This window comes from Paraburkholderia sp. NPDC080076 (genome assembly GCF_050281145.1).
Taxonomy (GTDB): domain Bacteria; phylum Pseudomonadota; class Gammaproteobacteria; order Burkholderiales; family Burkholderiaceae; genus Paraburkholderia.
In genome coordinates, this window is sequence record NZ_JBNNWQ010000016.1 from 22494 (window position 1) to 46977 (window position 24484).

Genomic DNA, 24484 nt, shown 5'->3' on the forward strand with positions numbered 1-24484 from the left:
GATCATGGACTTGACTCAGGTTTCCCAATCTCCCTCTTCGCGGCCCCAAAAGGCGCTGGCAGGCGAGTCACTCAACATCGGCGAGTACGACGAACGGCCGTTCCTGAAGCGGCTCGGCGTTGTCGACTGGCTGTTTGCCGTCGCGATGGTCGCGGGCGCAGGGTTCGCGCTGTCGCGCTATCACCCGTTCATGAATTACTACGACAAGCTGGTGCTCTGCTGCGCGGTGCCGGTTTTTGTGGTGCTCGGCTGGCGCTGGAAACCGGTGCGTCCGCTGATGGTGGGCATCGCTGCGCTGTCGCTGCTGGCCATCCAGATCTATCACGGCGATCTCAGCCGCGCGGATAACGCCTTCTTCCTCAAGTATTTCCTGTCGAGCCAGTCCGCAATTCTGTGGATGAGCGCGCTCTTCGTGTTCGCCACCGTGTTCTACTGGATCGGCCTGCTGTCGCGCTCGCCGACCGGCGCGGCGATCGGCTCAAAAATGACGTGGGCGGCAGTGGTGATGGGCTTCGTCGGGCTGATGGTGCGCTGGTACGAGTCGTACCTGATCGGCGCGGACGTCGGCCATATTCCTATCTCGAACCTGTACGAAGTGTTCGTGCTGTTCAGCCTGATCACCGCGCTTTTCTATCTGTACTACGAGCAGCACTACAACACCCGTGCGCTCGGCGCATTCGTGCTGCTGGTGATCAGCGCCGCGGTCGGTTTCCTGATGTGGTACTCGGTGGCGCGCGACGCGCAGCAGATCCAGCCGCTGGTTCCGGCGCTGCAAAGCTGGTGGATGAAGATTCACGTGCCGGCGAACTTTATCGGCTATGGCAGCTTCGCGTTGTCGGCCATGGTGGCTGTCGCGTATCTGTCGAAAGAGCGCGGCGTGCTGGCCGATCGCCTGCCGGCGCTCGAAGTGCTCGACGACGTGATGTACAAGTCGATCGCCGTCGGTTTCGCTTTCTTCACGATCGCGACGATTCTCGGCGCGCTGTGGGCCGCTGAAGCCTGGGGCGGCTACTGGAGCTGGGACCCGAAGGAAACGTGGGCGCTGATCGTCTGGCTGAACTATGCGGCGTGGCTGCACATGCGTCTGATGAAGGGGCTGCGTGGCGCGGTCGCGGCATGGTGGGCGCTGACCGGCCTGCTGGTGACGACCTTCGCCTTCCTCGGCGTCAATATGTTCCTGTCGGGCCTGCATAGTTACGGCAAGCTGTAAGATCTGCCGTTCTGAACCGACTCAAAACCGCCGTGTGCTTCGCACCGGCGGTTTTTTTACGGCCAATGGAATATTGGCTGCCTCCAGAGTGTTCGCCCTGACAGTACCCATGGATGGCTGAAAGACGGACGCCCGGACGAGCGATCATCAATATGGCCCCTTAAGATGCATAGACCGATGGGCCGGCAAGGAGCAGCACGATGTGGATCAAGCGTAGCGACAGAATTCAACTCACTGGCGACGACATTGCGCGCAGCGAAATCACGCCGCAGCGCGTTTTCCAGAACCGGCGGCGCGTGTTGCAGGCGGCCGGCGCGGTGGCGCTCGGCAGTCTGATCGGGGTGAACGGCGAGGCGCTGGCGGCTTACACGTCGCCGGACCCGAAGGCGCAAAAGCTGGCGGCGAAGACCAACCCCAAATTCGTCGCGCTCGACAAGATCACGCCGTACAAGGACATCACCACGTACAACAACTTCTACGAGTTCGGCACCGACAAGGCCGATCCCGCGCACAATGCCGGGACGCTGCGGCCGCACCCGTGGAAGGTGAGCGTCGAGGGTGAGATCAAGAATCCGAAGGTCTACGATATCGACGAATTGCTCAAGCTCGCGCCGCTCGAGGAGCGCGTGTACAGGTTGCGTTGCGTCGAAGGCTGGTCGATGGTGATTCCGTGGATCGGCGTGCCGCTCTCGGAGTTGATCAAGCGCGTGCAACCGACGGGCAATGCCAAATACGTGCAGTTCATCACGCTGGCCGATCCGTCGCAAATGCCCGGACTGTCGACGCCCGTGCTCGATTGGCCGTACTCCGAAGGTCTGCGCATGGACGAAGCGATGAATCCGCTGACGTTGCTGACGATGGGCCTCTACGGCCAGGTGCTGCCCAATCAGAACGGCGCGCCGGCGCGGGTCGTGGTGCCGTGGAAGTATGGCTTCAAGAGCGCGAAGTCGCTGGTGAAGATCCGCTTCCTCGACAAGCAGCCGCCGACCAGCTGGAATACGTACGCATCGAACGAATATGGGTTTTATTCGAACGTGAATCCGAACGTCGATCATCCGCGCTGGAGTCAGGCGACCGAGCGACGCATCGGCGAAGACGGTTTCTTCACGCCCAAGCGCAAGACATTGATGTTCAACGGCTACGGCGATCAGGTCGCGTCGCTTTATCAGGGCATGGACCTGAAGAAGAATTTTTGAGCGGCGCGAACATGGCTTCCGATACGCAATCCGCTACCCAGGCCGAACGAAAAACGCCGCGCGCACAAGCGTCCGCGTCGGCGGCGGCGAAGCGCCCCGCAGCCGGCGCGCGTTGGATCGTGCCGGCCAAGATCGCGGTGTTTATCGCGGCATGGTATCCGCTCGCGCGCATCGTGCTATTTGGCTTGACCGACCGGCTCGGCGCGAATCCGATCGAGTTCATCACGCGCTCGACGGGTCTCTGGACGCTCGTCTTTCTCTGCATCACGCTGGCCGTGACGCCGTTGCGCCGACTCACCGGCGTCGCCGCGTTCGTGCGTTTTCGGCGGATGCTCGGACTCTATGCGTTCTTCTACGCGACGCTGCATTTCACCACTTACCTGTGGTTCGATAAATGGTTCGATGTCGCTGACATCATCAAGGACATCGGCAAGCGACCGTTTATCACGGTGGGGTTCGCGGCGTTCGTGTTGCTGATCGTATTAGCCGTGACGTCGCCGCGCGCGATGGTGCGCAAGCTCGGGCGCCGCTGGCAGATGTTGCATCGGTCCATCTATGTAATCGGCGCGCTGGCGATCCTGCACTTCTGGTGGATGAAGGCCGGCAAACACGATCTGATCCTGCCGAAGATTTACGGCGCGATCATGTTGGCGTTGCTGGGCTGGCGCTTGATCGTTTGGGCGCGTGACAGGATGTCGAAGACGCGTTGATCGGCGCTGAGCTGACGTAGATCGCGCACAACGACGTAAACACAAAAAGGCGATGCCGCGGTGGCATCGCCTTTTTGATGTTGGGGCAGTTGTTGAAGGTTACGCCGGCAAAACCGTTTCGCCCGCAAACAACTGCTTCACCTCTTCGCGTGCGCGAACCACATGCACCTGTGTACCATCAACCATCACCTCCGCCGCGCGCGGACGTGTGTTGTAGTTCGAGCTCATCACGAATCCGTATGCGCCGGCCGAGCGGATCGCCAGCAGATCGCCCGGTTCGACCGCCAGCAGGCGTTCACGTCCGAGCCAATCGCCGCTCTCGCAAACCGGACCGACCACATCGTATACGTGGGCCGGCACGTCGCGCTCCGCGACCGGGTCGATCGCGTGATACGCCTCGTACATGGCGGGGCGCGCGAGATCGGTCATGGCCGCGTCGACGATAGCGAAGTTCTTTTCCGCGCCCGGCTTCAGAAACTCGACGCGCGTGAGCAGCACGCCCGCGTTGCCGACCAGCGAACGGCCCGGCTCGAAATACACTTCGCGATGGCCGTGACCGCGCGCTTCGATGCGATCGAGCACGGTGCGCACGAACTCGCCGATTTCCGGCGGCGTTTCATCGTCGTACGTGATGCCGAGACCACCGCCCACGTCGATGTGACGAATCTTCACGCCGTCCTGCTCGATCTGCTCGACCAGCTCCAGCACCTTGTCGACCGCGTCGAGATACGGCGCGACTTCGGTGATCTGTGAGCCGATATGGCAGTCGATGCCGACCACTTCGAGATTCGCCATGGCCGCGGCCGCCTGATACGTGGCGCGCGCGTCTTCGAATGCGACGCCGAATTTGTTCGACTTCAGGCCGGTGGAAATATACGGATGCGTCTTGGCGTCGACGTCCGGATTCACGCGCAGCGAGACGGGCGCTTTCTTGCCCATTTTCGCGGCAACCGCATTCAGGCGATCGAGCTCGGGAATCGATTCGACGTTGAAGCATTTCACGCCGGCTACGAGCGCGTCGCGCATTTCGTCCGCGTTCTTGCCGACGCCGGAAAACACGGTGTTTTCCGCTTTGCCGCCGGCAGCCAACACACGCGCCAGCTCGCCGCCCGACACGATGTCGAAGCCGGCGCCCAGGCGCGCGAAAACGTTCAGCACGGCGAGGTTGCTATTGGCCTTCACGGCGACATGCACACTCGCGCGACGCCCGGCGCAAGCACCCGCGTAGGCGTTCCACGCCTCGGTGAGCGCGGCGCGCGAATACACGTACAGCGGCGTGCCGAACTGCTCGGCGAGGGAGACGGCGGACACGCCTTCGGCGTGCAGCACGCCGTCGACGTAGTCAAATGCGGATCGAGTCATGCGAAAGTCTTATTGAACAGGTGTGGCGGCGGAAGCAGGCAGCGGAGCCGCCGTAGCTGATGCAGCGGAGGCGGGCGGCGTGGCGAGTTCGTTTTCCGGCGCCAACGAAAGCGGTGTGCCGGAGGTATCCGGGACGGTGCTCATGTCGGTGGATGTTGCCGAAGCCGGTTGCGCAACGTTCGGCGGCGTTTGCGTGCGATCGATCGGCTTGGCCGGTAGCGGCGGCACGGTGGGCAAATAGAGCGAACCGCGTTGTCCGCAGCCGGCAAGTGCACAACCTGCGAGAATGGCTAAACCCGCTACAATCGCGCGGCCGGGCGCCGCCGCGCGCATCCGAGATACGACTCGCATGACTGTCCCTGAATAAATAATCGATGGAGTTTAGCATGTCCGATAGTGAATACCTGACCCGCGCGGAAGCCGCGCTAGCCGCCATCGAACGCGCGCTCGACGACACGGATGCCGACATCGAACTGGAGCGCAGCGGCAACGTCCTGACCCTCGAATTCGAGAATCGCTCGAAGATCATCGTCAACCTGCAGCCACCTATGAGCGAGATCTGGATCGCCGCGAAAGCGGGTGGTTTCCACTTCCGTTTCGTCGACGGCGAATGGCGCGACACGCGCAGCGGCACGGAGTTTTTTGCCGCGCTGTCGGAGTACGCCACGCAGCAGGCGGGCGAGACGGTTCACTTCGAAGCGTAAGACCCGCCGGTCGGGTGAGGGCCGCCAACGCGGCTGAGTTGATTACCCGAACCGCACAAAAAACGGCCGCGCATTTAGCGCGGCCGTTTTGCTTTCCGCGGGACTTCGGGCGGAGCGTCAGTGTCCGCGGAACAGATTCATGATGTCCTGCTTCTCCTGCTCGCCGACCTGCTCGGGCGCTGCGGCCGACGCGCCGCTCGCCTCGGCGTCCAGCGCCGCCTGACTGATGCCGACCGTAGCGATGAAGCCATGCCCCGGCGTGAAGTCGTCGAAATAAAGCTCCGAGCCGACTTCGGTCACGTCGTCGGGCATCGGCATCTTGTACTCCGGCACGCCCTTGAGCGCACGACCCATGTATTCGACCCACACGGGTAGCGCGAGGCCGCCGCCGGTTTCCTTGTCGCCGAGACTGCGCGGGTTGTCGTAGCCGATCCACGCAATGGCCGTGAGCGTGTGCTGATAACCGGCGAACCACGCGTCGCGCGAATCATTGGTCGTGCCCGTCTTGCCGGCGAGGTCAGTGCGTTTCAGTACGTTGGTCTTCGCGCCCGTGCCGCGTTGCGCCACGCTTTGCAGCAGGCTGTTCATCACGTACGCATTGCGCGGCTCGATCGCGTGCGGCGCGCTTTGCGCGGCCACGAGCGGTTGTGCGTGCGCGACCACCATGCCGCGCTGATCGGTGACTTCAGCGATCAGATACGGATTGATCCGATAGCCGCCGTTGGCGAATACCGAGAACGCGCCCGCCATCTGCAACGGCGTGACGAGACCGGCGCCCAGCGCCATCGGCAGATAGGCCGGATGGCGATCCGCGTCGAAGCCAAAACGCGTGATGTACTGCTGCGCGTACTTCGTGCCGATCTGGTTCAGGATACGAATCGACACCAGGTTCTTCGAGCGTTGCAACGCGGTGCGCATGGTCATCGGGCCGTCGAAGCCGCCGCCGTAGTTCTTCGGTTCCCACGCCTGGCCGCCTGTCTCAGCCGCGCTGAAGAAGAGCGGCGCGTCGTTGATCACGGTTGCCGGCCCAAGCCCCTTTTCGAGCGACGCCGAATAGATAAACGGCTTGAAGCTCGATCCCGGCTGACGCCACGCCTGAGTCACGTGATTGAACTTGTTCTTGTTGAAGTCGAAACCGCCGACCAGTGCGCGAATCGCGCCATCTTGCGGGATGACCGAAACGAAGGCGCCTTCCACTTGCGGCAATTGCGTGATCGACCAGTTGCCGTCGTCGTTCTTGACGAGCCGGATGATCGCGCCGGGCCGCACGCGTTGATTCGGCTGGGCGCGCGGACCGAGCGCAAACTGCGCGAAGCGCAGGCCGTCGCCCTGAATCGTCGCGACATTGCCGTCGATGAAAGCGGCCTGCACCTGCTTCGGACTCGCCGAGGTGACCACGGCGGCAATGATCTCGCCGTTGTCCGGGTGTTCGAGCAGAGCGTCGTCGATGGCCTGCTCGCGATCATCGGCATCGGACGGCAGATCGATGAACGCCTCCGGACCGCGATAACCGTGGCGCCGTTCGTAGTCCATCAGACCTTTGCGCAGCGCCCGGTACGCGACGTCCTGATCCGCCGAATCGATCGTGGTCACCACGTTCAGACCGCGCGTATAGGCTTCTTCACGGTATTGCGCGTACATCATCTGACGCACCATTTCCGCGACGTATTCCGCGTGCACGCTGAATTCCTTGCCCGCGCCCTTGACCACGAGCGGCTGTTTGCTCGCTTCGTCGTATTGTTCCTGGGTGATGTAGTGCAACTCGTACATGCGTTGCAGAATGTACTCCTGACGCACCTTCGCACGCTTCGGATTGACGACCGGGTTATACGCGGACGGCGCCTTCGGCAAGCCGGCCAACATGGCCGATTCCGCCAGCGTCAGATCCTTCAGATCCTTGCCGAAGTACACTCGCGCCGCGCTCGCGAAACCGTAGGCGCGCTGGCCGAGATAGATCTGATTCATATACACCTCAAGAATCTGATCTTTGGACAGCTTCGACTCGATCTTGTACGCCAGCAGCATCTCGTAGATCTTGCGCGTGTAGGTCTTCTCGCTGGAAAGGAAGAAGTTGCGCGCCACCTGCATGGTGATCGTGCTTGCGCCCTGCGTGGCGTGGCCATTGGTCAGCGCGACGAAGCCCGCGCGCGCGATGCCCGTGAGGTCGACGCCGCCGTGATCGTAGAAGCGCGCGTCTTCGATGGCGAGAATCGCCTTCTTCAGATGATCGGGCACGTCCTGAATATGGACGATGTCGCGCCGTTCTTCGCCGAATTCGCCGATCAGCACATGGTCGGCCGTATAGATGCGCAGCGGCACCTTCGGCCGGTAGTCGGTCAACGCATCGAGCGACGGCAGATTGGGCGTGGCGACGACAAGCGCATAGCCGAGCACCAGCAGCACGCACAGAATGCCTGCGACGATCAGACCCACGAAGCCCAGGATGAGCTTCAGCCACAGCGGGCGTTTGCGCTTCTGCGGCGCGGGCGGCGGGGACGTAGGAGACGTGGATTGCATATAGGCACCAAAAAACAGTCCCGCGATTATAGCCGCCTCGCTTTTCAGCTTTCGGCATGCTTACTGACACTTATTGGCAAGTCTGCGCGCCGCGCGGGAATGACTTCACTGTAGCCGCTTTGATGGCATACAGGACGTGCGTTGCTCAACGTTAGCCATTTGGCTGAGTGTCGCGCGGCGGCGCGGCTACGCACAATTCTTCCTCATCACTCGCGTTCGAATGGTTCGTCGCGTGAGTCAGAGGGAGGGCGTCATGGCGTTGAAAAGATCTTGGCTTCAGGCAGTGCAACCCGGTGCGCAGCGTTTTGCTGCGGGGATCGATGTCGGCTCGCAGACCGTGCGTCTGATCGTGCTGAGTCAGCGCGTGCGTTCACCCGGCGCGTTGCACATCGAATATGTGAGCACCGTTCCGCTTGCCGCCGGCGCGATGGCTGGCAGTGAGGTCGCTGACCGGCACGCGGTGGCGCGTGCGTTGCGCGAGGCGTTCGCCGGTCTGCCGTACGCGTGCGCGACACATGCCTTGCGATGCGCGATGGCGCTGCCCGCGTCGGCCACCATGACCACTACGGTGCCGCTCACGCGGCTTGCCGCGCAGAGCGGTTGCGGGGAAGACGGCGGGCATCAACTGGCCGAACTGGAGCCGGCGGTGATGAGCGAGGTCGAGCGCATTGCCGGCCTCGAGCGGCATGCTCTCGCCGTCGACTGGTATCTCGACGAAACGTATTCGCCGGTCCGCTCCGTGACCATTGCCGCTACCGCGCGGCAACATCTCGAAGCGCGAATCGAATGCGCGGCGATTGCGGGTATCTCGCTCACCGTCATCGACGGCGAGCCGCATGCGGCGCTGCGCGCCATGCGCTACGCGGCGAGTTACGAGCTCGATCCGCACGAGCCGTATGTCGCGTTGTGGATCGGTACGGACGGCGTGTATGGCTGGCGGATCGTCGACGACGTCATCTGCTGCGAAATGCGCTATCCCGCACCGGAACACGCCGATCTCGCGGATGCGTTGCGCGACCTGGCCCAAGGCCCGGAACTCGACTGCGCGTTGTTGAGCGGCGAGGTCGATCTGCTCGACGGCGTGGGTTTCTCGAGCGCGGATATCGCCGACGTGTTGAGCTGCGCAGTGCTGCCGTTCGAATGCGCGGCGCTGGGCGGTCTCGTCCGGCCGTTGGACGATTCGCTGTTGCACGAGCCGTCCGGCGCGGTCGCGTTCGGGCTTGCGTTGCGCGGGGTGCTCGAATGACGGGCGGCCTGTTGCACGCAACGGCCTCTAACACCCGAGCGCCGGTACGCGGCACGCGCTTCGCGCGGTCGTGGCTCGGCGGTTTCAATCTGCTCCCGTACCGGCAAACCAACGCGCGGCTCGCGCGCCGACGGCGCGTGCTCGAATGGGTTGCCGCGGTCTGCGCCGGGTTTGCCGCCGTTTTCGCATTGGGCGGTTGGCAGGTAATCGAGAGAGCGCGGCTCGATGCGCAGCGCGTGTCGATCGAACACACGCTCACGCAACTGTCGGCACCGCTCGCGGAGCACGCGGCGTTGCTGCGCGCGCGAGACGAACAGCGCCGTGACGTCGCACGCGCAAAGAGCGTGTCTGAGCCGCTCACGCATCTGCGCGATCTGCTCGACGCGCTGAGTTTCGAACCGGGCGACGGCGTGGTGCTGCAGCAGTTGCGCCACCGTGAGGACGAGACCGAGTTGCTGGCGTCATCGCGTGGACATCTCGCTTCGGCCGAGTGGCTCAAGCGGCTGAGTGCGATCCGTGGCGTGAAGGGGGCGGAGGTGAGCGATCTCCATCGTTCGGTTTCACGCGGCGGTGCGGCTGCTGCGCAGGTGAGCGTTGCCGGTCCGATCGAATTCGGTGCGCATCTGCGGTGGAACGAGCCGGCGCAGAAAGCGGCTCGCCCGGCTGGGTCCACGACGCAGCGTCCTGTGAAGTCTGAACAATCAAGAGGTGCGAAATGAGTACGGTCTTTGTCGAGTTCGGCGGCGCGGCAAACGCGCGGCTTTCTCTTTCCCATTGGATGAAGCGCGTGCGCTTGCCGCTCGATGCATGGAGCCGGCGTCGTCGCTGGGTGGTCGCGTTGCTGATCGCGGCATTGGTGTTCGGTCTTGGCGCGCATGGCTGGGTCGTGGCCGATCTCGGTGGTGTCGAAGCGAGCCGCACTGCGTTGGAAGCCAGTAGCTTGCATCTCGCCAACGCGCGGCGCGCGCTTGCGCAATTGCCCGCGCTGCGCCGTGATGCCGCCGCCGCGCCGGTTGCTGCTTCGACCACGAGCACATCCGCGTCGTGGAGTTCCGCCGACGACGTGCGCATCGTCTCCGAACTGGCCGCGCAAAATAACGTCGCATTGCTGGCGGTGGAACCCGGCGTGGTCAGCGGCGCGGGCGTTGAAAGCATGCGCCCGCTGCAACTGACCGCGCGTACGGACTTCGTTCACCTGATGGCATTTTTGCGCGGACTGTCCGATCTGCCGGTGCTGATCGTGCCGGTCGATGTGACCGTCAAGCGTGATGCCGCGGCGTTGTCGGTGAGCGCTACGCTGCAAGTGTTCGACGCGCTGCGGCCGGCGCCATCGACAACCTCCGCGGACGCATTCGCCGACGACAGCCTTGACTCCGACGACGATGAAGACATCGTTTTCTTCGATCCGTTTTCGCAGCCGCAGATGCAGGCTGCCGGCGATCTGCCTGATGTCTCGCAACTACGTCTGGTCGGATTGCTGAGCGATCGTACGCGCGGGCTGGCCTTGCTCGATACACCGGACGGCGTGGCAACCGTCGAGTCCGGAGAGCGAATCGGCGCCGAGCGAGTCACGAAGCTGGACGCGTCCGGCATTACGCTCGCGAAGGACGGTGCGACACGCATGCTGGCGATGATGGAGGCTTCCTGATGAGACTGGTGAAGCCCTTTCCCTTTGCATTGTCGAGAGTTGATCCGCGTGCGTCGCCTCGCCTCATTGTGTGTCTCGGCCTGTATCTCAGCGCGACGCTGGGCGCCAGCGTCACGCAGGCGTCGACTCCACCACTGCCGCCGTTGCCTGCCTACATGCCGCTCGGCGACGCGGTATCGCCGCGCGACGCTTCGTACAGCGGCACACCGCCGCTGCCACGTGATGTTTCGGCCGAAGTGCCCAACCCGTTTCGTCAAGATTCAACAGACGATCCAGAGGCATCGCGCGGGAGCACTGCGGCGGCCAACGCCGGCACGGACGAGCGTGCCGACGCCGCTGCAACGCAATCCACGGCTCCGGATCTCGGCGATGCCGACGCCGACGGCTCCGTCCCGCTGCGAAGGCAATCCGCCGCTCCGGCTCGCGCCGAAGCCGCCGGCACCGCCGCGCTCGAAGGTCCGCCGGTGCCGCTGCCACCGCTCGCCCGTCTGAGCAACGCGCCACGCAGCGCCGCCGACGCAGCCCTCGCGCCCGACGACAAACCGATCTCGCTGAATTTCCAGCGTGCCGAACTCGGCGCCGTCCTCAATGCGTTCGCCAAGTTCACCGGGCTGAACATCGTCGCGAGCGAAAGAGTGCGCGGCGCGGTCTCACTGAAGCTCGACAAAGTGCCGTGGCGCACTGCCTTCGACACCTTGCTCGACGTCAACGGACTGGCGATGGAGCGCCACGGCAACGTGATCTGGGTCGCGCCGATTGCGGATCTGGCGGCGCGCGAGCGGCAGCGCTTCGAAGCGCACGCCCGAGCCGCCGATCTCGAGCCGCTCGCGAGCCGCACGTTCGAGCTGCACTACGCGCATGCCGAAGACGTCAGACGCCTGCTGACCGGTTCGGGCGCGCAACGCGTCTTGTCCAAGCGCGGTGCCGCGACTGCCGATCCGCGCACCAATCTGCTGTTCGTGACCGATCTCGAAGGGCGCCTCGCGCAGATTGCGGCGCTGCTCGCTTCCGTCGACCGGCCAACGCGCCAGGTGTTGATCGAAGCGCGTATCGTCGAAGGCGAACATGGTTTTTCGCGCAATCTCGGCGTGAAGCTCTCCATGGCGGCCACGAACGCTGATGGCACCGCGAAAGGCTTGACCGGCGCGGGCTATGATCTGTCGGCCCGCCCGATTTCCGGCTTCGACGCCGCGACCGCCGGCCTGACCCTGTTCGCCGCCGGCGCGACGCGGCTGCTGAACATCGAGCTGAGCGCGCTCGAAGCGCAGGGCCGCGGCGAAATCGTCTCGAGTCCGCGCGTGGTCACGGCCGACCGGATGAAGGCGGTGGTCGAGCAGGGCACCGAGCTGCCGTATCAGGCGAAAGTGGGGCAGGGCGTGTCGGGCGTGCAGTTTCGCCGCGCCACGCTCAAACTGGAGGTCGAGCCGCAGATCATGCCGGACGGCCGTGTGGTGCTGGACCTCGACGTCGCCAAGGACAGCGTCGGCGAACAGACCGACGCCGGGCCCGCGATCAACACCAAGCACGTGCAAACACGCGTCGAGGTCGAGGATGGTGGTACGGTGTCGATCGGCGGAATTTATGCGACCGACGACCGGGACGATGTGACGCGAGTCCCGGTCCTGGGCAAAATACCGGTTTTAGGTGCGCTTTTCCGCCATCGGGCTCATCGCGACCAGCGCAGCGAACTGGCTGTTTTCATCACGCCGCGCGTCGTTCAGACAAATTAGGGGCATGCTGCCGCCGCTTGCGAGCGGGGGCGCGCAGGCTCGACAAGGCAGCCGCTTTGCCAGTAAGCTGCGGCACGAACCATACCGGATTAGCCAGAGGACACCGTTGCAAGCGCGGGACGCACACGCCAATGTATTTTTTGTAGGGCTCATGGGGGCAGGGAAAACCACCGTGGGCCGGGCCATTGCGCGCCGTCTCGATCGCCCGTTCTTCGATTCCGACCATGAAATCGAGGCGCGCACGGGCGCGCGCATCCCGGTGATCTTCGAGCTGGAGGGCGAAGCGGGCTTCCGCGAGCGCGAAGCCAGCGTGATTTCCGACCTCACCGGGCGCGACAATATCGTGCTCGCGACCGGCGGCGGCGCGATACTGCGGCCGGAAAATCGCGAAGCACTGCAGAATCGCGGGGTGGTCATCTACCTGCGCGCCAATCCGCACGACCTTTGGCTGCGCACGCGGCGCGACAAGAATCGCCCGCTTTTGCAGACCGAAGACCCCAAAGCGCGCCTCGAAGCACTCTATGAAGTGCGCGACCCGTTGTACCGGGAATGCGCGCATTTCGTGATCGAAACCGGCCGGCCTTCGGTCAACGGACTCGTCAACATGGTTCTGATGCAGCTCGAGATGGCCGGCGTCGCCAAACATCCTGCGTCATAATGGACCGTATGATTACCGTCAACGTTGAACTGGGCGAACGCGCCTACCCCATCCATATCGGTGCCGATCTGATTGGCCAGACGGCGCTGTTCGCGCCGCATATCGCCGGCAGCTCGGTCACCATCGTCACCAACGCCACCGTCGACCCGCTGTATGGCGACAAGCTGCGCGCCGCGCTGGCGCCGCTCGGCAAACAGGTATCCACGGTCGTGTTGCCGGACGGCGAGGCGTACAAGAACCTCGAAACCCTGAACCTGATTTTCGACGCGCTGCTCGGCGGCCGCGCCGATCGCAAGACCACGTTGATCGCATTGGGCGGCGGCGTGATCGGCGACATGACGGGTTTTGCGGCCGCCTGCTACATGCGCGGCGTGCCGTTCATTCAGGTGCCGACCACGTTGCTGTCGCAGGTCGATTCTTCGGTGGGCGGCAAGACGGGCATCAATCACCCGCTCGGCAAGAACATGATCGGCGCGTTCTACCAGCCGCAGGCCGTGATCGCCGACATCGGCGCGCTGCGCACACTGCCGGCGCGTGAACTCGCGGCGGGCGTCGCCGAAGTGATCAAGACGGGCGCCATCGCCGACGCGGGCTTCTTCAACTGGATCGAAGCCAATATCGAAGCATTGAACCGCTGCGAACCCGAAGCGCTAGCTGAGGCGGTCAAGCGGTCTTGCGAAATCAAGGCGTCGGTGGTCGCGCAGGACGAACGCGAAGGCGGACTGCGCGCCATTCTCAATTTCGGTCACACCTTCGGCCATGCGATCGAAGCCGGCCTCGGCTACGGCGAGTGGCTGCACGGCGAGGCGGTCGGCTGCGGAATGGTGATGGCGGCGGATCTGTCCGTGCGCTTGGGCTATCTCGACGAGGCCGCCCGCAAGCGCTTGGTCGACGTAATCGTCGCCGCGCATTTGCCGACGCGGGCGCCCGCTCTTGGCGACTCGCGCTATGTCGAACTCATGCGGGTCGACAAGAAGGCGGAAGCCGGCGCGATCAAATTCATTCTGCTGAAGCGTTTCGGTGAGACGCTGATCACCCAGGCGCCCGACGCCGAGGTGCACGCCACGCTGGCCGCCGCCGTCTGAGTCTCGCGGGGCATCCAGCAACGCAACACGCACCAGCGTCACGAGGCGCCGCCCTTGTTTCGGAGAACCCGGTGACTGACAGGCGCAGCGACGATGTAAAGCATGACCCGGCGGCAGGCGCGTCGACGATCGGCGTGCCTTCGCAGGAAGCACTCGAAGCGCACCTCGCGCCGTACGCGGCGCACTCCGCGCAATCGCGCGGCCGCCGCTATCCGGAAGCCGCGCCCAGCGCGCGCACCGAATTTCAGCGGGACCGCGACCGCATCGTCCATTCGACGGCATTCCGCCGGCTCGAGTACAAAACTCAGGTGTTCGTCAACCACGAGGGCGACCTGTTTCGCACGCGTCTGACGCACAGCCTGGAAGTCGCGCAGATCGCGCGGTCGGTCGCGCGCAATCTGCGGGTGAACGAAGATCTCGTCGAAGCCATTTCGCTCGCCCATGATTTAGGCCATACGCCTTTCGGCCACGCCGGGCAGGACGCGCTCAACGAATGCATGCGCGAGCACGGCGGCTTCGAGCACAATCTGCAGAGCCTGGCGGTGGTCGACGATCTGGAGGAACACTACGGCGCGTTCAACGGCTTGAACCTTTGCTTCGAAACGCGTGAGGGGATTCTCAAGCACTGTTCGCGCGAGAACGCGCGGCGGCTCGGTGCATTGGGCGAGCGCTTTCTGGAAGGGCGGCAGCCGTCCATCGAGGCACAGATCGCGAATGTCGCCGATGAGATCGCGTACAACAATCACGACGTCGACGACGGCCTGCGTTCGGGCCTGCTCACTGTCGAGCAACTCGCCGAAGTGGAGTTGTGGCAAGTGCACTATGAGGCGGCGCGCCGCGATTTTCCGCAGATCGAAGGGCGCCGGCTCATTCACGAAACGGTGCGCCGCATCATCAATACGTTGATCGTCGATCTGATCGACACGACCAAGCTGAATCTGGACCGGCACGCACCGGCCTCGCTGGATGCCGTGCGCTTGTCGCCCGCGCTCGTCGCGCACAGCGACACGATTGCCGCGCAGGCCGCGGCGCTCAAGCGCTTTCTGTTCAAGAACCTGTATCGCCATTACCGCGTGATGCGCATGGCCAACAAGGCACGCCGCGTCGTCGCGGGTCTGTTCGACGCGTTCACGGACGATCCGCGGCTACTACCGCCGAGCTACCAGTCGACCGACGCGACGCAGCAACCGCGCCTGATCGCCCACTACATCGCGGGCATGACGGATCGCTACGCGGTCAAGGAATACCAGCGGCTGTTCGTGATCGACGACAACTGAGCAGCGCGGCGCGAGGCTGCGCCGGCACGGACGGCACGCGAGCCGGCACCAGTGCGCGGCGCCGGTTCAGCGCACCTGCAACAACCGCCGAGCCGACGGCGCGCCCCGCGCTGTAGCCGTCTTAACGCAGCCGCGACGCGAACAACGCGCCCGCAATCAACGCGACGCCGCCGACGATCGCAATCGTCTGCCACGGATTCTCATGCACGTAATCGTCGGCATCGGCGATCGCCACTTCGGCGCGTTCGCGCACGGCTTCGCGCGTGTCGTTCAAGCGGGCGCGCGCGACCTCGAGTTGTTTGCGAAGTTTGCTGCGCAACGCCACCGCGTCGGCCTGGGTGCCGTCCGCCAGCGTGGATTCGAGTTCCGACATTAGCGTGCGCAGTTCGCCTGCGATATCTTCGGCCGCGTGGCGGCTGTGGCGAGCGATACGCCGCGCACGGCGGCTGGTGCTGGTCCAGGATTCGCCGAGGGCGTCTCGCGTATTCGGAAGTGCAGTCATGGTCGCTCCGTCGATGAGGTGAAAAGGGTCCCGCGCGTTGTCACTAAGACGCAGTTTCACGTCGCGACGCGGGAAACACCATGCGAACGCAACTTCGATGCCAAACCCGAGAGGCCCCACCCGTCGTGGTTGGGACGCGGATTCGTCAGCACATATTGCACTGGCTGACGCGAATCCGGGTCAAATTTACAACGCTGACAGCCGGTCGGCGCGTGGCTTCCACGAGCGCCGAACTGGGAGCCATGAAGCGCCCACAAAAATAAAACGCCGCCATTGGATGTATGACGGCGTTGTCCAAGCCACGAAAATTCGACTACCCTAACTCTACGGCCCCTAATTTTCTCGAAGCGTTAGAAACGGTAACCGATGTTGACGTAGGTAACGATCGGGTTCAGCTTGATCTTGGTTTCAGATTGCACGTTCAGCGTGCCGACCGGCGTGTTCGCCGCGGTATTCAGCTTGGCAGTCGTGCTGAGCGGCAGGTAGGAAACGGAAAAGCCGGCGAACCAGTGCTGGTTGAAGGCGTAAGTGAAGCCGGCATTAAACACCGGCTCCCACGAACTATCCGTAGTGACGCTGGTCGGACCATGCAGTACGTTTGCCTCGAATGCGCTGTTGGTGATCTTTTCGTCGGTGAACCAGATGCGGCTCACGCCGACGCCGAGATACGGGCGGAAAGCGGCAGTCGGGGCGTTGAAGTAGTACTTGAACAGCAGAGTCGGGCTCCACTGTTTTGCCTGGCCCAGCTTGCCGAATTGGGCGAGGCTGCCCGAGCCTTCCAGGTCGAACGAAGGCGGGACGCCAATCACGAACTCGGCTGCGATGTGATCGGTGACGAAGTAGCCGGCAGTGAAGCCGATGGTGTCGGCGGAACTGAGTGTTGCACCGGTGTTGGCTTCGGTGATGTTGGTCGGGCTGCCGCCGATGCTTGTCACCTTCAACGGTTCGCTGCTCGATTGAGGCGCTAGATGGAACCAGCCTGATGTGACGAAAAAGCTACCGGCCGATTGCGCATGCGCTGCCGTTGTCATGCAGGCTAGCGCCGCGATCCCCGTTACGGCCTGTTTTAATTTCATATGTGCTCCTCCAAAAAAGGCCCGCTCATTATGACTACAACGTTTGAAACAAACCATACGCGGCGGTTAGAGCTTTCTCCCTAAGCTCCGCGCGGTTTCTGGCTTTGCCGCGCCGCGCCGAACCTTTGGCGCATGCGGTTCTTCGGACCTTCGGGTATGTACCAACGCGACTATCGGATACTCCAGCATGGCACGGCTTGCACGTCTCTATGTCCCTGACCAGCCGCAGCACGTCATCCTCCGCGGGCTCGATCAGCAGCCCGCATTCGTCGACGACCAGGACTACGAGCTCTTCATCGATTGTTTGAAAGCGGCTTCTCGCGACCATCACTTATCCATCCACGCCTATGCGTTGATGCCGGGCGCGGTGCAACTGCTCGTCACGCCCACCGAGGAGTCGAGTCTGCCCAAGGCGATGCAGGCGGTCGGGCGCCGCTACGTGGCGCACTTCAACCGGCGCTACGCGCGCCGCGGCACCTTGTGGGAAGGCCGCTACCGCGCCACGGTGATCGAAGGCGAGCGCTACTTCCTGCTGGCGAGCCGCGTCGTCGAGATGTGCCCGGTGCGCGCGGGGCTCGTGGGCGCGCCGGAAGACTACCGCTGGTCGAGCTACCGCCATCACATCGGCCTCACGCTCGACAGCCTGATTACCGACCATCCGCTGTACTGGTCGCTCGGCAATACGCCGTTCGAACGACAGCGTGCGTACCGCGAACTGTGCGAGCAGCCGCTCGACGAACGCGAAGCCAGCCAGCTTCAACAGGCCACACTGAAGGGCTGGGTTTTGGGGAGCGATACATACCGTGAATGGGCGGCACGGGCCGCCAACCGACGTGTGTCGCCGCTGCCACGCGGACGGCCGCGCAAGGTGCGCGAGACGCCGCAGCAGCAATAAAGCGTTTCGCATCAAAGGGCTGCATCGAAACGGCATCTTCGCATGCCGTTTTCTTTTGCACGATTTTGATGTGGCACCAATAAAAATAAGGTGCAATGCACCAACATGATAATTGGGGTTCGATGATCACGTTTTATTTGCTATTCCATTGATTCGTCGCGTATATTCCGAATTCCGGCGCTTTTTGACGCGCGTAGCATCGAGCGTTGAGCGCGTCGTCGCGGTTGTGAATCGCACTGCGGCAATAGAAAAAATGGTTTAACGGCCTGTCCGGCCCCTCACAGACGGTGTCCCCATGAACGACCACCAGCAACCGACTCATCCGGTTCCCGCCGCACAAGGTCTGTACGACCCGCAAAACGAGCACGACGCCTGTGGCGTCGGCTTTGTCGCACACATCAAGGGCAAGAAAAGCCACGAGATCATCGAGCAGGGCCTGAAGATTCTCGAGAACCTCGACCACCGGGGCGCCGTCGGCGCCGATCCGCTGATGGGCGACGGCGCGGGCATCCTGATCCAGATTCCGGACGGCTTCTATCGCGAGGAAATGGCCAAGCAGGGCGTAGTGCTGCCGCCGCACGGCGAGTACGGCGTCGGCATGGTCTTCCTGCCGAAGGAACACGCGTCGCGTCTCGCTTGCGAACAGGAGCTGGAACGCACGGTGAAGGCCGAGGGCCAGGTCGTGCTGGGCTGGCGCGACGTGCCGGTCGACCACACCATGCCGATCTCGCCCACCGTCAAGGCGAGCGAGCCGCTGATCCGCCAGATCTTCATCGGCCGCGGCAAGGACATCATGGTGACGGACGCGCTCGAGCGGAAGCTGTATGTGATCCGCAAGACCGCGAGCCACCGCATCCAGGCGCTCAAGCTCAAGCACGGCAAGGAATACTTCGTGCCGTCGTGCTCGGCGCGCACGGTCGTCTACAAGGGCCTGCTGCTGGCCGGCCAGGTCGGCGTGTATTACCGCGACCTGCAGGACGAGCGCACGGTGTCGGCGCTGGCGCTGGTGCACCAACGCTTCTCGACCAACACGTTCCCGGCGTGGGAACTGGCTCACCCGTACCGCATGATCGCCCACAACGGCGAAATCAACACGGTGAAGGGCAACGTCAACTGGCTGAACGCGCGTACCGGCGCAATCGCGTCGCACGTGCTCGGCGACGATCTGCCGAAGCTCTGGCCGCTGATCTATCCGGGCCAATCGGACACCGCCTCGTTCGACAACTGTCTCGAGCTGCTGGTGATGGCCGGCTACCCGCTCGTCCACGCGATGATGATGATGATCCCGGAAGCCTGGGAACAGCACACGCTGATGGACGACAACCGCCGCGCGTTCTACGAATACCACGCCGCGATGATGGAGCCGTGGGACGGCCCCGCTGCGATCGCCTTCACCGACGGCCGCCAGATCGGCGCCACGCTCGACCGTAACGGCCTGCGTCCGGCGCGCTACATCGTCACGGACGACGACCTGGTCATCATGGCGTCGGAAGCCGGCACGCTGCCTATCCCCGAGTCGAAGATCGTCAAGAAGTGGCGTCTGCAGCCGGGCAAGATGTTCCTGATCGACATGGAACACGGCCGCATCATCGACGACAAGGAACTGAAGGACAACCTCGCGAACGCCAAGCCGTACAAGAGCTGGATCGACGCCGTGCGCATCAAGCTCGACGAAATCGAGCCGAAGGCCGAAGACGTCGTGACGGAGCGCCGCGAAGCCGCTGCTTTGCTGGATCGTCAGCAGGCGTTCGGCTACACGCAGGAAGACCTCAAGTTCCTGATGGCGCCGATGGCGCAAGCCGGCGAAGAAGCCGTCGGCTCGATGGGCAACGACTCGCCGCTGGCGGTCATGTCCAACAAGAACAAGACGCTCTACCATTACTTCAAGCAACTGTTCGCGCAAGTGACGAACCCGCCGATCGACCCGATCCGCGAAAACATGGTGATGTCGCTGGTGTCGTTCGTCGGTCCGAAGCCGAACCTGCTGGACACGAACAACATCAACCCGCCGATGCGTCTCGAAGTGTCGCAGCCGGTGCTCGACTTCAAGGACATCGCCAAGATCCGCGCGATCGATCAGTACACGGGCGGCAAGTTCAGCTCGTACGAACTGAACATCTGCTATCCGGTGGCGTGGGGCAAGGAAGGCATCGAAGCGCGCCTCGCCTCGCTGTGCGCGGAAGCTGTCGATGCGGTCAAGTCCGGCTACAACATGCTGATCGTGTCGGACCGCAAGACCGACCGCGACAACGTCGCGATTCCGGCGCTGTTGGCTACCGCCGCAATCCACACGCACCTCGTCCAGCATGGTCTGCGCACGAGCGCGGGCCTGGTCGTGGAAACCGGCTCGGCGCGTGAAACGCACCACTTCGCGTTGCTCGCGGGCTACGGCGCCGAAGCCGTGCACCCGTACCTCGCGATGGAAACGCTCGGCCAGTTGGCGGCCGGCCTGAAGGGCGACCTGTCGGCGGAGAAGGCGGTCTACAACTTCACCAAGGCAGTCGGCAAGGGCCTGCAAAAGGTCATGTCCAAGATGGGCATTTCGACCTACATGTCGTACACCGGTGCGCAGATTTTCGAAGCCGTCGGTCTCGCTGAAGATCTGGTGCAGAAGTACTTCAAGGGCACGTCGTCGAAGGTCGGCGGCATTGGCCTGTTCGACGTCGCGGAGGAAGCGATCCGTCTGCATCGCGAGGCGTTCGGCGACAACCCGGTGCTCGCGAACATGCTCGACGCGGGCGGCGAATACGCTTACCGCGTGCGCGGCGAAGAACACATGTGGACGCCGGATGCGATCGCCAAGCTGCAACACTCGGCACGCAGCAACTCATATCAGACGTACAAGGAATACGCGCATCTGATCAACGATCAGACCAAGCGTCACATGACGTTCCGCGGCCTGTTCGAGTTCAAGTTCGACCCGACCAAGGCCATCCCGCTCGACGAAGTCGAATCGGCGAAAGACATCGTCAAGCGTTTTGCCACCGGTGCAATGTCGCTGGGTTCGATCAGCACGGAAGCGCACGCCACGCTGGCAGTCGCGATGAACCGCATCGGCGGCAAGTCGAACACCGGCGAAGGCGGCGAGGACGTGAACCGTTATCGCAACGAACTGCGCGGCATTCCGATCAAGAACGGCGACACCATGAAGTCGGTGATCGGCGACGAAGTGATCGTCGACATTCCGTTGAAGGAAGGCGATTCGCTGCGCTCGAAGATCAAGCAGGTGGCGTCGGGCCGTTTCGGCGTGACCGCGGAATACCTCGCGTCCGCTGATCAGATCCAGATCAAGATGGCGCAGGGCGCGAAGCCGGGCGAAGGCGGCCAGTTGCCGGGCCACAAGGTGTCGGACTACATCGGCAAGCTGCGTTACTCGGTGCCGGGCGTCGGCCTGATTTCGCCGCCGCCGCACCACGACATCTACTCGATTGAAGACTTGGCGCAGCTGATCCACGATCTGAAGAACGCCAACTCGGCGGCCAGCATCTCGGTGAAGCTGGTGTCGGAATCGGGCGTCGGTACGGTTGCCGCAGGTGTCGCCAAGGCGAAGGCCGATCACGTCGTGATCGCCGGCCATGACGGCGGCACGGGCGCGTCGCCGCTGTCGTCGGTGAAGCATGCCGGCACGCCGTGGGAACTCGGTCTCGCCGAAACGCAGCAAACGCTGGTGCTGAACCAGTTGCGCGGCCGTATCCGCGTGCAGGCCGACGGTCAGATGAAGACCGGCCGCGACGTCGTGATCGGCGCGCTGCTCGGCGCGGACGAGTTCGGTTTCGCGACGGCGCCGCTCGTCGTCGAAGGCTGCATCATGATGCGCAAGTGTCACCTGAACACCTGCCCGGTCGGCGTCGCGACGCAAGATCCGGTGCTGCGTGCGAAGTTCCAGGGCCAGCCGGAACACGTCGTGAACTTCTTCTTCTTCGTTGCGGAAGAAGCGCGCGAAATCATGGCGCAACTGGGCATCCGCAAGTTCGACGACCTGATCGGCCACGCCGAACTGCTCGATATGAAGAAGGGCATCGAGCACTGGAAGGCGAAGGGTCTCGACTTCTCGCGCGTGTTCTATCTGCCGCAAGTGTCGGCCGAAGTGGCGCGCAAGCATGTGGACGTGCAGGACCACGGTCTGGACAAGGCACTCGACCACACGCTGATCGAGAAGGCGAAGGCGGCGATCGAGAAGGGCGAGCACGTCTCGTTCATCCAGCCGGTGCGCAACGTGAACCGTACGGTCGGCGCGATGCTGTCCGGCACGATCGCCAAGAAGTACGGCCACGACGGCCTGCCCGACGACTCGATCCACATCCAGTTGAAGGGCACCGCGGGCCAGAGCTTCGGCGCGTTCCTCGCCAAGGGCATCACGCTGGACCTGGTCGGCGACGGCAACGATTACGTCGGCAAGGGCCTGTCGGGCGGCCGCATCATCATCCGTCCGACCAACGATTTCCGCGGCAAGTCGGAAGAGAACATCATTTGCGGCAACACGGTCATGTACGGCGCGATCGAAGGCGAATCGTTCTTCCGCGGCGTCGCGGGCGAGCGCTTCTGCGTGCGTAACTCGGGCGCGACGGCGGTTGTCGAAGGCACGGGCGACCACGGTTGCGAATACATGACGGGCGGCACGGTGGTCGTGCTCGGCGAAACGGGCCGTAACTTCGCGGCCGGCATGTCGGGCGGCGTCGCCTACGTGTACGACCCGGACAGCACGTTCGCAGGCAAGTGCAACAAGTCGATGGTCGCGCTCGATCCGGTCCTGCAAACGGCCGAACAGGAACGCACGGTCGACAAGGGCCTGTGGCACACCGGCACGACCGACGAAGCGCTGCTCAAGGGACTCATCGAGCGTCACTTCCAGTTCACGGGTTCGCCGCGCGCCAAGGCGCTGCTCGAAAACTGGGACGCGTCGCGCCGTCAATTCGTGAAGGTGTTCCCGACCGAATACAAGCGCGCGCTGGGCGAAATGGCCGCGAAGAAGGCGAACAAGGAAGTGCTCGCCGCCTGATTCGCAACTGGCCTCCAGCCAAAGACGTCACATACAAGCCGTACCCGCCGCCCCCCACCGTTCAACGGTGCACGCGGCGGGTGAAGATCACCCCACCTGATTAGATAGAGAAGAGAACCATATGGGCAAGGCAACCGGTTTTCTCGAGTTCGAACGCCGCCACGAGGCGTACGAAGCTCCGCTCACGCGTGTGAAGCACTACAAGGAATTCGTCGCCGCACTGACCGACGACGAAGCGAAGATTCAAGGCGCGCGTTGCATGGACTGCGGCATTCCGTTCTGCAACAACGGCTGCCCGGTGAACAACATCATCCCGGACTTCAACGACCTGGTGTTCCATCAGGACTGGAAGAACGCGATCGAAGTGCTGCACTCGACGAACAACTTCCCCGAGTTCACGGGCCGCATCTGCCCGGCGCCGTGCGAGGCGGCGTGCACGCTCGGCATCAATGACGACCCGGTCGGCATCAAGTCGATCGAACACGCGATCATCGACAAGGCATGGGCTGAAGGCTGGGTTGCGCCGCAGCCGCCGAAGCACAAGACCGGCAAGAAGGTCGCCGTGGTCGGTTCCGGCCCCGCCGGTTTGGCCGTCGCGCAGCAACTCGCGCGCGCGGGGCACGATGTCACCGTGTTCGAAAAGAACGACCGCATCGGCGGCTTGCTGCGTTATGGCATTCCCGACTTCAAGCTGGAGAAGTGGCTGATCGATCGCCGCATGCGTCAGATGGAAGCCGAAGGCGTGACGTTCCGCGCGGGCGTGTTCATCGGCAAGCCAGATTCGCTGCCGGCGCACATCGGCAACACGGCGAAGGAAACCGTCACGCCGGATCAGCTGAAGGAAGAATTCGACGCCGTGGTGATCGCTGGCGGTTCGGAAACGCCGCGCGATCTGCCGGTGCCCGGCCGCGAGCTGGAAGGCATCCACTATGCGATGGAATTCCTGCCGCAGCAGAACAAGGTCAACGCCGGCGACAAGGTCGCGAACCAGCTGCTCGCGAAGGGCAAGCATGTGGTCGTGATCGGCGGCGGCGATACGGGTTCGGACTGCGTGGGCACGTCGAATCGTCACGGCGCGAAGAGCGTCACGCAGTTCGAACTGCTGCCGCAACCGCCGGAAGAAGAGAACAAGCCGCTCGTGTGGCCGTACTGGCCGATCAAGCTGCGCACGTCGTCGTCGCATGACGAAGGCTGCTCGCGTGATTGGGCGGTCGCGACCAAGCGCCTCGAAGGCAAGAACGGCAAGGTCGAGAAGCTGATCGCGGCGCGCGTCGAATGGAAGGACGGCAAGATGCAGGAAGTGCCGGGCTCCGAATTCGAAATGAAGGCCGATCTGGTGCTGCTCGCCATGGGTTTCACGCAGCCGGTGTCGCCGGTGCTGGAAGCGTTCGGCGTCGACAAGGATAATCGCGGCAACGTGCGTGCCTCGACAGAAGGCGACAAGGCGTATTACACATCGGTGGACAAGGTGTTCACCGCGGGCGACATGCGCCGTGGTCAGTCGCTCGTGGTGTGGGCGATTCGTGAAGGCCGTCAGTGCGCGCGTTCGGTCGACGCGTTTTTGATGGGGCATTCGGAACTGCCGCGGTAAACGTCTCCGGCTGGTTTTCGTGCTTCGGCGCGCAAGCCGGCTACTGCTTGCAGGAAGAGGTGGAGACGACAAGGTGCC

The 24484-nt window shown here is 63.4% G+C and carries 19 protein-coding genes; 14 read left to right on the forward strand and 5 right to left on the reverse strand.

All coding sequences use genetic code 11. From position 1 onward, the window contains the following. The first annotated feature begins 4 nt into the window (after nucleotides 1–4). The 3 genes from ccsB (at nucleotide 5) to msrQ (ending at nucleotide 3116) form a co-directional block, all read left to right on the forward strand. Entirely contained in the window at nucleotides 5–1210 is a 1206-nt protein-coding gene (gene ccsB, locus ACQKRQ_RS38840) for a c-type cytochrome biogenesis protein CcsB (RefSeq protein WP_408179042.1), read from the forward strand. 200 nt (nucleotides 1211–1410) lie between these two features. Beyond that, complete coding sequence (gene msrP / locus ACQKRQ_RS38845) at nucleotides 1411–2406, forward strand: protein-methionine-sulfoxide reductase catalytic subunit MsrP (RefSeq protein WP_427482980.1); 996 nt, start codon at nucleotides 1411–1413, stop codon at nucleotides 2404–2406. 11 nt (nucleotides 2407–2417) lie between these two features. Next, nucleotides 2418–3116, forward strand: a complete 699-nt coding sequence (gene msrQ, locus ACQKRQ_RS38850) for a protein-methionine-sulfoxide reductase heme-binding subunit MsrQ (protein ID WP_427482982.1) — start codon at nucleotides 2418–2420, stop codon at nucleotides 3114–3116. A 99-nt stretch (nucleotides 3117–3215) separates the two neighbouring features. Here msrQ and lysA read toward each other — a convergent pair whose 3' ends face one another. Together lysA and lptM are read right to left on the reverse strand one after the other, a co-directional pair. After that, nucleotides 3216–4478: a diaminopimelate decarboxylase gene (gene lysA / locus ACQKRQ_RS38855; protein WP_427482984.1), complete on the reverse strand. Its 1263-nt coding sequence runs from the start codon at nucleotides 4476–4478 to the stop codon at nucleotides 3216–3218. Between the two features lie 9 nt (nucleotides 4479–4487). After that, nucleotides 4488–4829, reverse strand: a complete 342-nt coding sequence (gene lptM / locus ACQKRQ_RS38860) for an LPS translocon maturation chaperone LptM (RefSeq protein ID WP_132376710.1) — start codon at nucleotides 4827–4829, stop codon at nucleotides 4488–4490. A gap of 35 nt (nucleotides 4830–4864) precedes the next feature. On the opposite strand from lptM, the gene cyaY reads away from it, so the two are divergent. Then, entirely contained in the window at nucleotides 4865–5182 is a 318-nt protein-coding gene (cyaY, locus tag ACQKRQ_RS38865) for an iron donor protein CyaY (RefSeq protein WP_427482986.1), read from the forward strand. 117 nt (nucleotides 5183–5299) lie between these two features. Here the strand turns inward: cyaY and ACQKRQ_RS38870 are convergent, their stop codons facing one another. Beyond that, entirely contained in the window at nucleotides 5300–7699 is a 2400-nt protein-coding gene (locus ACQKRQ_RS38870; protein WP_132376711.1) for a penicillin-binding protein 1A, read from the reverse strand. Nucleotides 7700–7952: 253 nt separating this feature from the next. On the opposite strand from ACQKRQ_RS38870, the gene pilM reads away from it, so the two are divergent. The 7 genes from pilM to ACQKRQ_RS38905 all read left to right on the forward strand — a co-directional run bounded on the left by pilM (nucleotide 7953) and on the right by ACQKRQ_RS38905 (nucleotide 15343). Continuing rightward, nucleotides 7953–8945, forward strand: a complete 993-nt coding sequence (pilM, locus tag ACQKRQ_RS38875; RefSeq protein WP_427482988.1) for a type IV pilus biogenesis protein PilM — start codon at nucleotides 7953–7955, stop codon at nucleotides 8943–8945. Then, nucleotides 8942–9664 carry a fimbrial assembly protein gene (locus tag ACQKRQ_RS38880; RefSeq protein WP_427482990.1) on the forward strand — a complete coding sequence of 241 codons (723 nt, stop codon included), beginning with the start codon at nucleotides 8942–8944 and terminating at the stop codon, nucleotides 9662–9664. The genes pilM and ACQKRQ_RS38880 overlap by 4 nt, the downstream gene beginning before the upstream one ends. Then, nucleotides 9661–10593, forward strand: coding sequence for a hypothetical protein (locus tag ACQKRQ_RS38885; RefSeq protein WP_427482992.1), 933 nt, complete (start codon nucleotides 9661–9663; stop codon nucleotides 10591–10593). Before ACQKRQ_RS38880 ends, ACQKRQ_RS38885 begins: the two co-directional genes overlap by 4 nt. Then, entirely contained in the window at nucleotides 10593–12323 is a 1731-nt protein-coding gene (locus ACQKRQ_RS38890) for a type IV pilus secretin PilQ (protein ID WP_427482994.1), read from the forward strand. The genes ACQKRQ_RS38885 and ACQKRQ_RS38890 overlap by 1 nt, the downstream gene beginning before the upstream one ends. Nucleotides 12324–12429: 106 nt before the next feature. Further along, complete coding sequence (locus ACQKRQ_RS38895; protein ID WP_106284162.1) at nucleotides 12430–12981, forward strand: shikimate kinase; 552 nt, start codon at nucleotides 12430–12432, stop codon at nucleotides 12979–12981. Next, the gene (aroB, locus tag ACQKRQ_RS38900) at nucleotides 12981–14066 is read left to right on the forward strand and encodes a 3-dehydroquinate synthase (RefSeq protein ID WP_427482996.1); all 1086 of its coding nucleotides are present in this window, start codon (nucleotides 12981–12983) and stop codon (nucleotides 14064–14066) included. The genes ACQKRQ_RS38895 and aroB overlap by 1 nt, the downstream gene beginning before the upstream one ends. A gap of 71 nt (nucleotides 14067–14137) precedes the next feature. Then, the gene (locus tag ACQKRQ_RS38905; RefSeq protein WP_132376717.1) at nucleotides 14138–15343 is read left to right on the forward strand and encodes a deoxyguanosinetriphosphate triphosphohydrolase; all 1206 of its coding nucleotides are present in this window, start codon (nucleotides 14138–14140) and stop codon (nucleotides 15341–15343) included. 121 nt (nucleotides 15344–15464) lie between these two features. On the opposite strand, the gene ACQKRQ_RS38910 is transcribed toward ACQKRQ_RS38905, so the two are convergent. Both ACQKRQ_RS38910 and ACQKRQ_RS38915 read right to left on the reverse strand, forming a co-directional pair. Next, nucleotides 15465–15845 carry a DUF883 family protein gene (locus ACQKRQ_RS38910; RefSeq protein WP_132376718.1) on the reverse strand — a complete coding sequence of 127 codons (381 nt, stop codon included), beginning with the start codon at nucleotides 15843–15845 and terminating at the stop codon, nucleotides 15465–15467. A 350-nt stretch (nucleotides 15846–16195) separates the two neighbouring features. After that, the gene (locus ACQKRQ_RS38915; RefSeq protein ID WP_342960587.1) at nucleotides 16196–16921 is read right to left on the reverse strand and encodes an OmpW/AlkL family protein; all 726 of its coding nucleotides are present in this window, start codon (nucleotides 16919–16921) and stop codon (nucleotides 16196–16198) included. Between the two features lie 187 nt (nucleotides 16922–17108). Here ACQKRQ_RS38915 and ACQKRQ_RS38920 point away from each other — a divergent pair, with 187 nt between their 5' ends. From ACQKRQ_RS38920 to ACQKRQ_RS38930, 3 genes are all read left to right on the forward strand, one after another. Then, on the forward strand, nucleotides 17109–17816 hold the full coding sequence (locus ACQKRQ_RS38920; protein ID WP_095418067.1) for a transposase: 708 nt from the start codon (nucleotides 17109–17111) through the stop codon (nucleotides 17814–17816). Between the two features lie 295 nt (nucleotides 17817–18111). Further along, a complete protein-coding gene (locus ACQKRQ_RS38925; protein WP_132376719.1) occupies nucleotides 18112–22815 on the forward strand; it encodes a glutamate synthase-related protein in 4704 nt (1567 codons plus the stop codon). Nucleotides 22816–22936: 121 nt separating this feature from the next. After that, nucleotides 22937–24406, forward strand: coding sequence for a glutamate synthase subunit beta (locus ACQKRQ_RS38930; protein WP_427482999.1), 1470 nt, complete (start codon nucleotides 22937–22939; stop codon nucleotides 24404–24406). Nucleotides 24407–24484 lie beyond the last annotated feature (78 nt).

What these genes read in the sequence shown, in the direction of transcription:
- ccsB (WP_408179042.1), top strand. Translation starts at nt 5, where the DNA reads ATGGACTTGACTCAGGTTTCCCAATCTCCCTCTTCGCGGCCCCAAAAG.
- msrP (WP_427482980.1), top strand. Translation starts at nt 1,411, where the DNA reads ATGTGGATCAAGCGTAGCGACAGAATTCAACTCACTGGCGACGACATT.
- msrQ (WP_427482982.1), top strand. Translation starts at nt 2,418, where the DNA reads ATGGCTTCCGATACGCAATCCGCTACCCAGGCCGAACGAAAAACGCCG.
- lysA (WP_427482984.1), bottom strand. Translation starts at nt 4,478, where the DNA reads ATGACTCGATCCGCATTTGACTACGTCGACGGCGTGCTGCACGCCGAA.
- lptM (WP_132376710.1), bottom strand. Translation starts at nt 4,829, where the DNA reads ATGCGAGTCGTATCTCGGATGCGCGCGGCGGCGCCCGGCCGCGCGATT.
- cyaY (WP_427482986.1), top strand. Translation starts at nt 4,865, where the DNA reads ATGTCCGATAGTGAATACCTGACCCGCGCGGAAGCCGCGCTAGCCGCC.
- ACQKRQ_RS38870 (WP_132376711.1), bottom strand. Translation starts at nt 7,699, where the DNA reads ATGCAATCCACGTCTCCTACGTCCCCGCCGCCCGCGCCGCAGAAGCGC.
- pilM (WP_427482988.1), top strand. Translation starts at nt 7,953, where the DNA reads ATGGCGTTGAAAAGATCTTGGCTTCAGGCAGTGCAACCCGGTGCGCAG.
- ACQKRQ_RS38880 (WP_427482990.1), top strand. Translation starts at nt 8,942, where the DNA reads ATGACGGGCGGCCTGTTGCACGCAACGGCCTCTAACACCCGAGCGCCG.
- ACQKRQ_RS38885 (WP_427482992.1), top strand. Translation starts at nt 9,661, where the DNA reads ATGAGTACGGTCTTTGTCGAGTTCGGCGGCGCGGCAAACGCGCGGCTT.
- ACQKRQ_RS38890 (WP_427482994.1), top strand. Translation starts at nt 10,593, where the DNA reads ATGAGACTGGTGAAGCCCTTTCCCTTTGCATTGTCGAGAGTTGATCCG.
- aroB (WP_427482996.1), top strand. Translation starts at nt 12,981, where the DNA reads ATGGACCGTATGATTACCGTCAACGTTGAACTGGGCGAACGCGCCTAC.
- ACQKRQ_RS38910 (WP_132376718.1), bottom strand. Translation starts at nt 15,845, where the DNA reads ATGACTGCACTTCCGAATACGCGAGACGCCCTCGGCGAATCCTGGACC.
- ACQKRQ_RS38915 (WP_342960587.1), bottom strand. Translation starts at nt 16,921, where the DNA reads ATGAAATTAAAACAGGCCGTAACGGGGATCGCGGCGCTAGCCTGCATG.
- ACQKRQ_RS38920 (WP_095418067.1), top strand. Translation starts at nt 17,109, where the DNA reads ATGGCACGGCTTGCACGTCTCTATGTCCCTGACCAGCCGCAGCACGTC.
- ACQKRQ_RS38925 (WP_132376719.1), top strand. Translation starts at nt 18,112, where the DNA reads ATGAACGACCACCAGCAACCGACTCATCCGGTTCCCGCCGCACAAGGT.
- ACQKRQ_RS38930 (WP_427482999.1), top strand. Translation starts at nt 22,937, where the DNA reads ATGGGCAAGGCAACCGGTTTTCTCGAGTTCGAACGCCGCCACGAGGCG.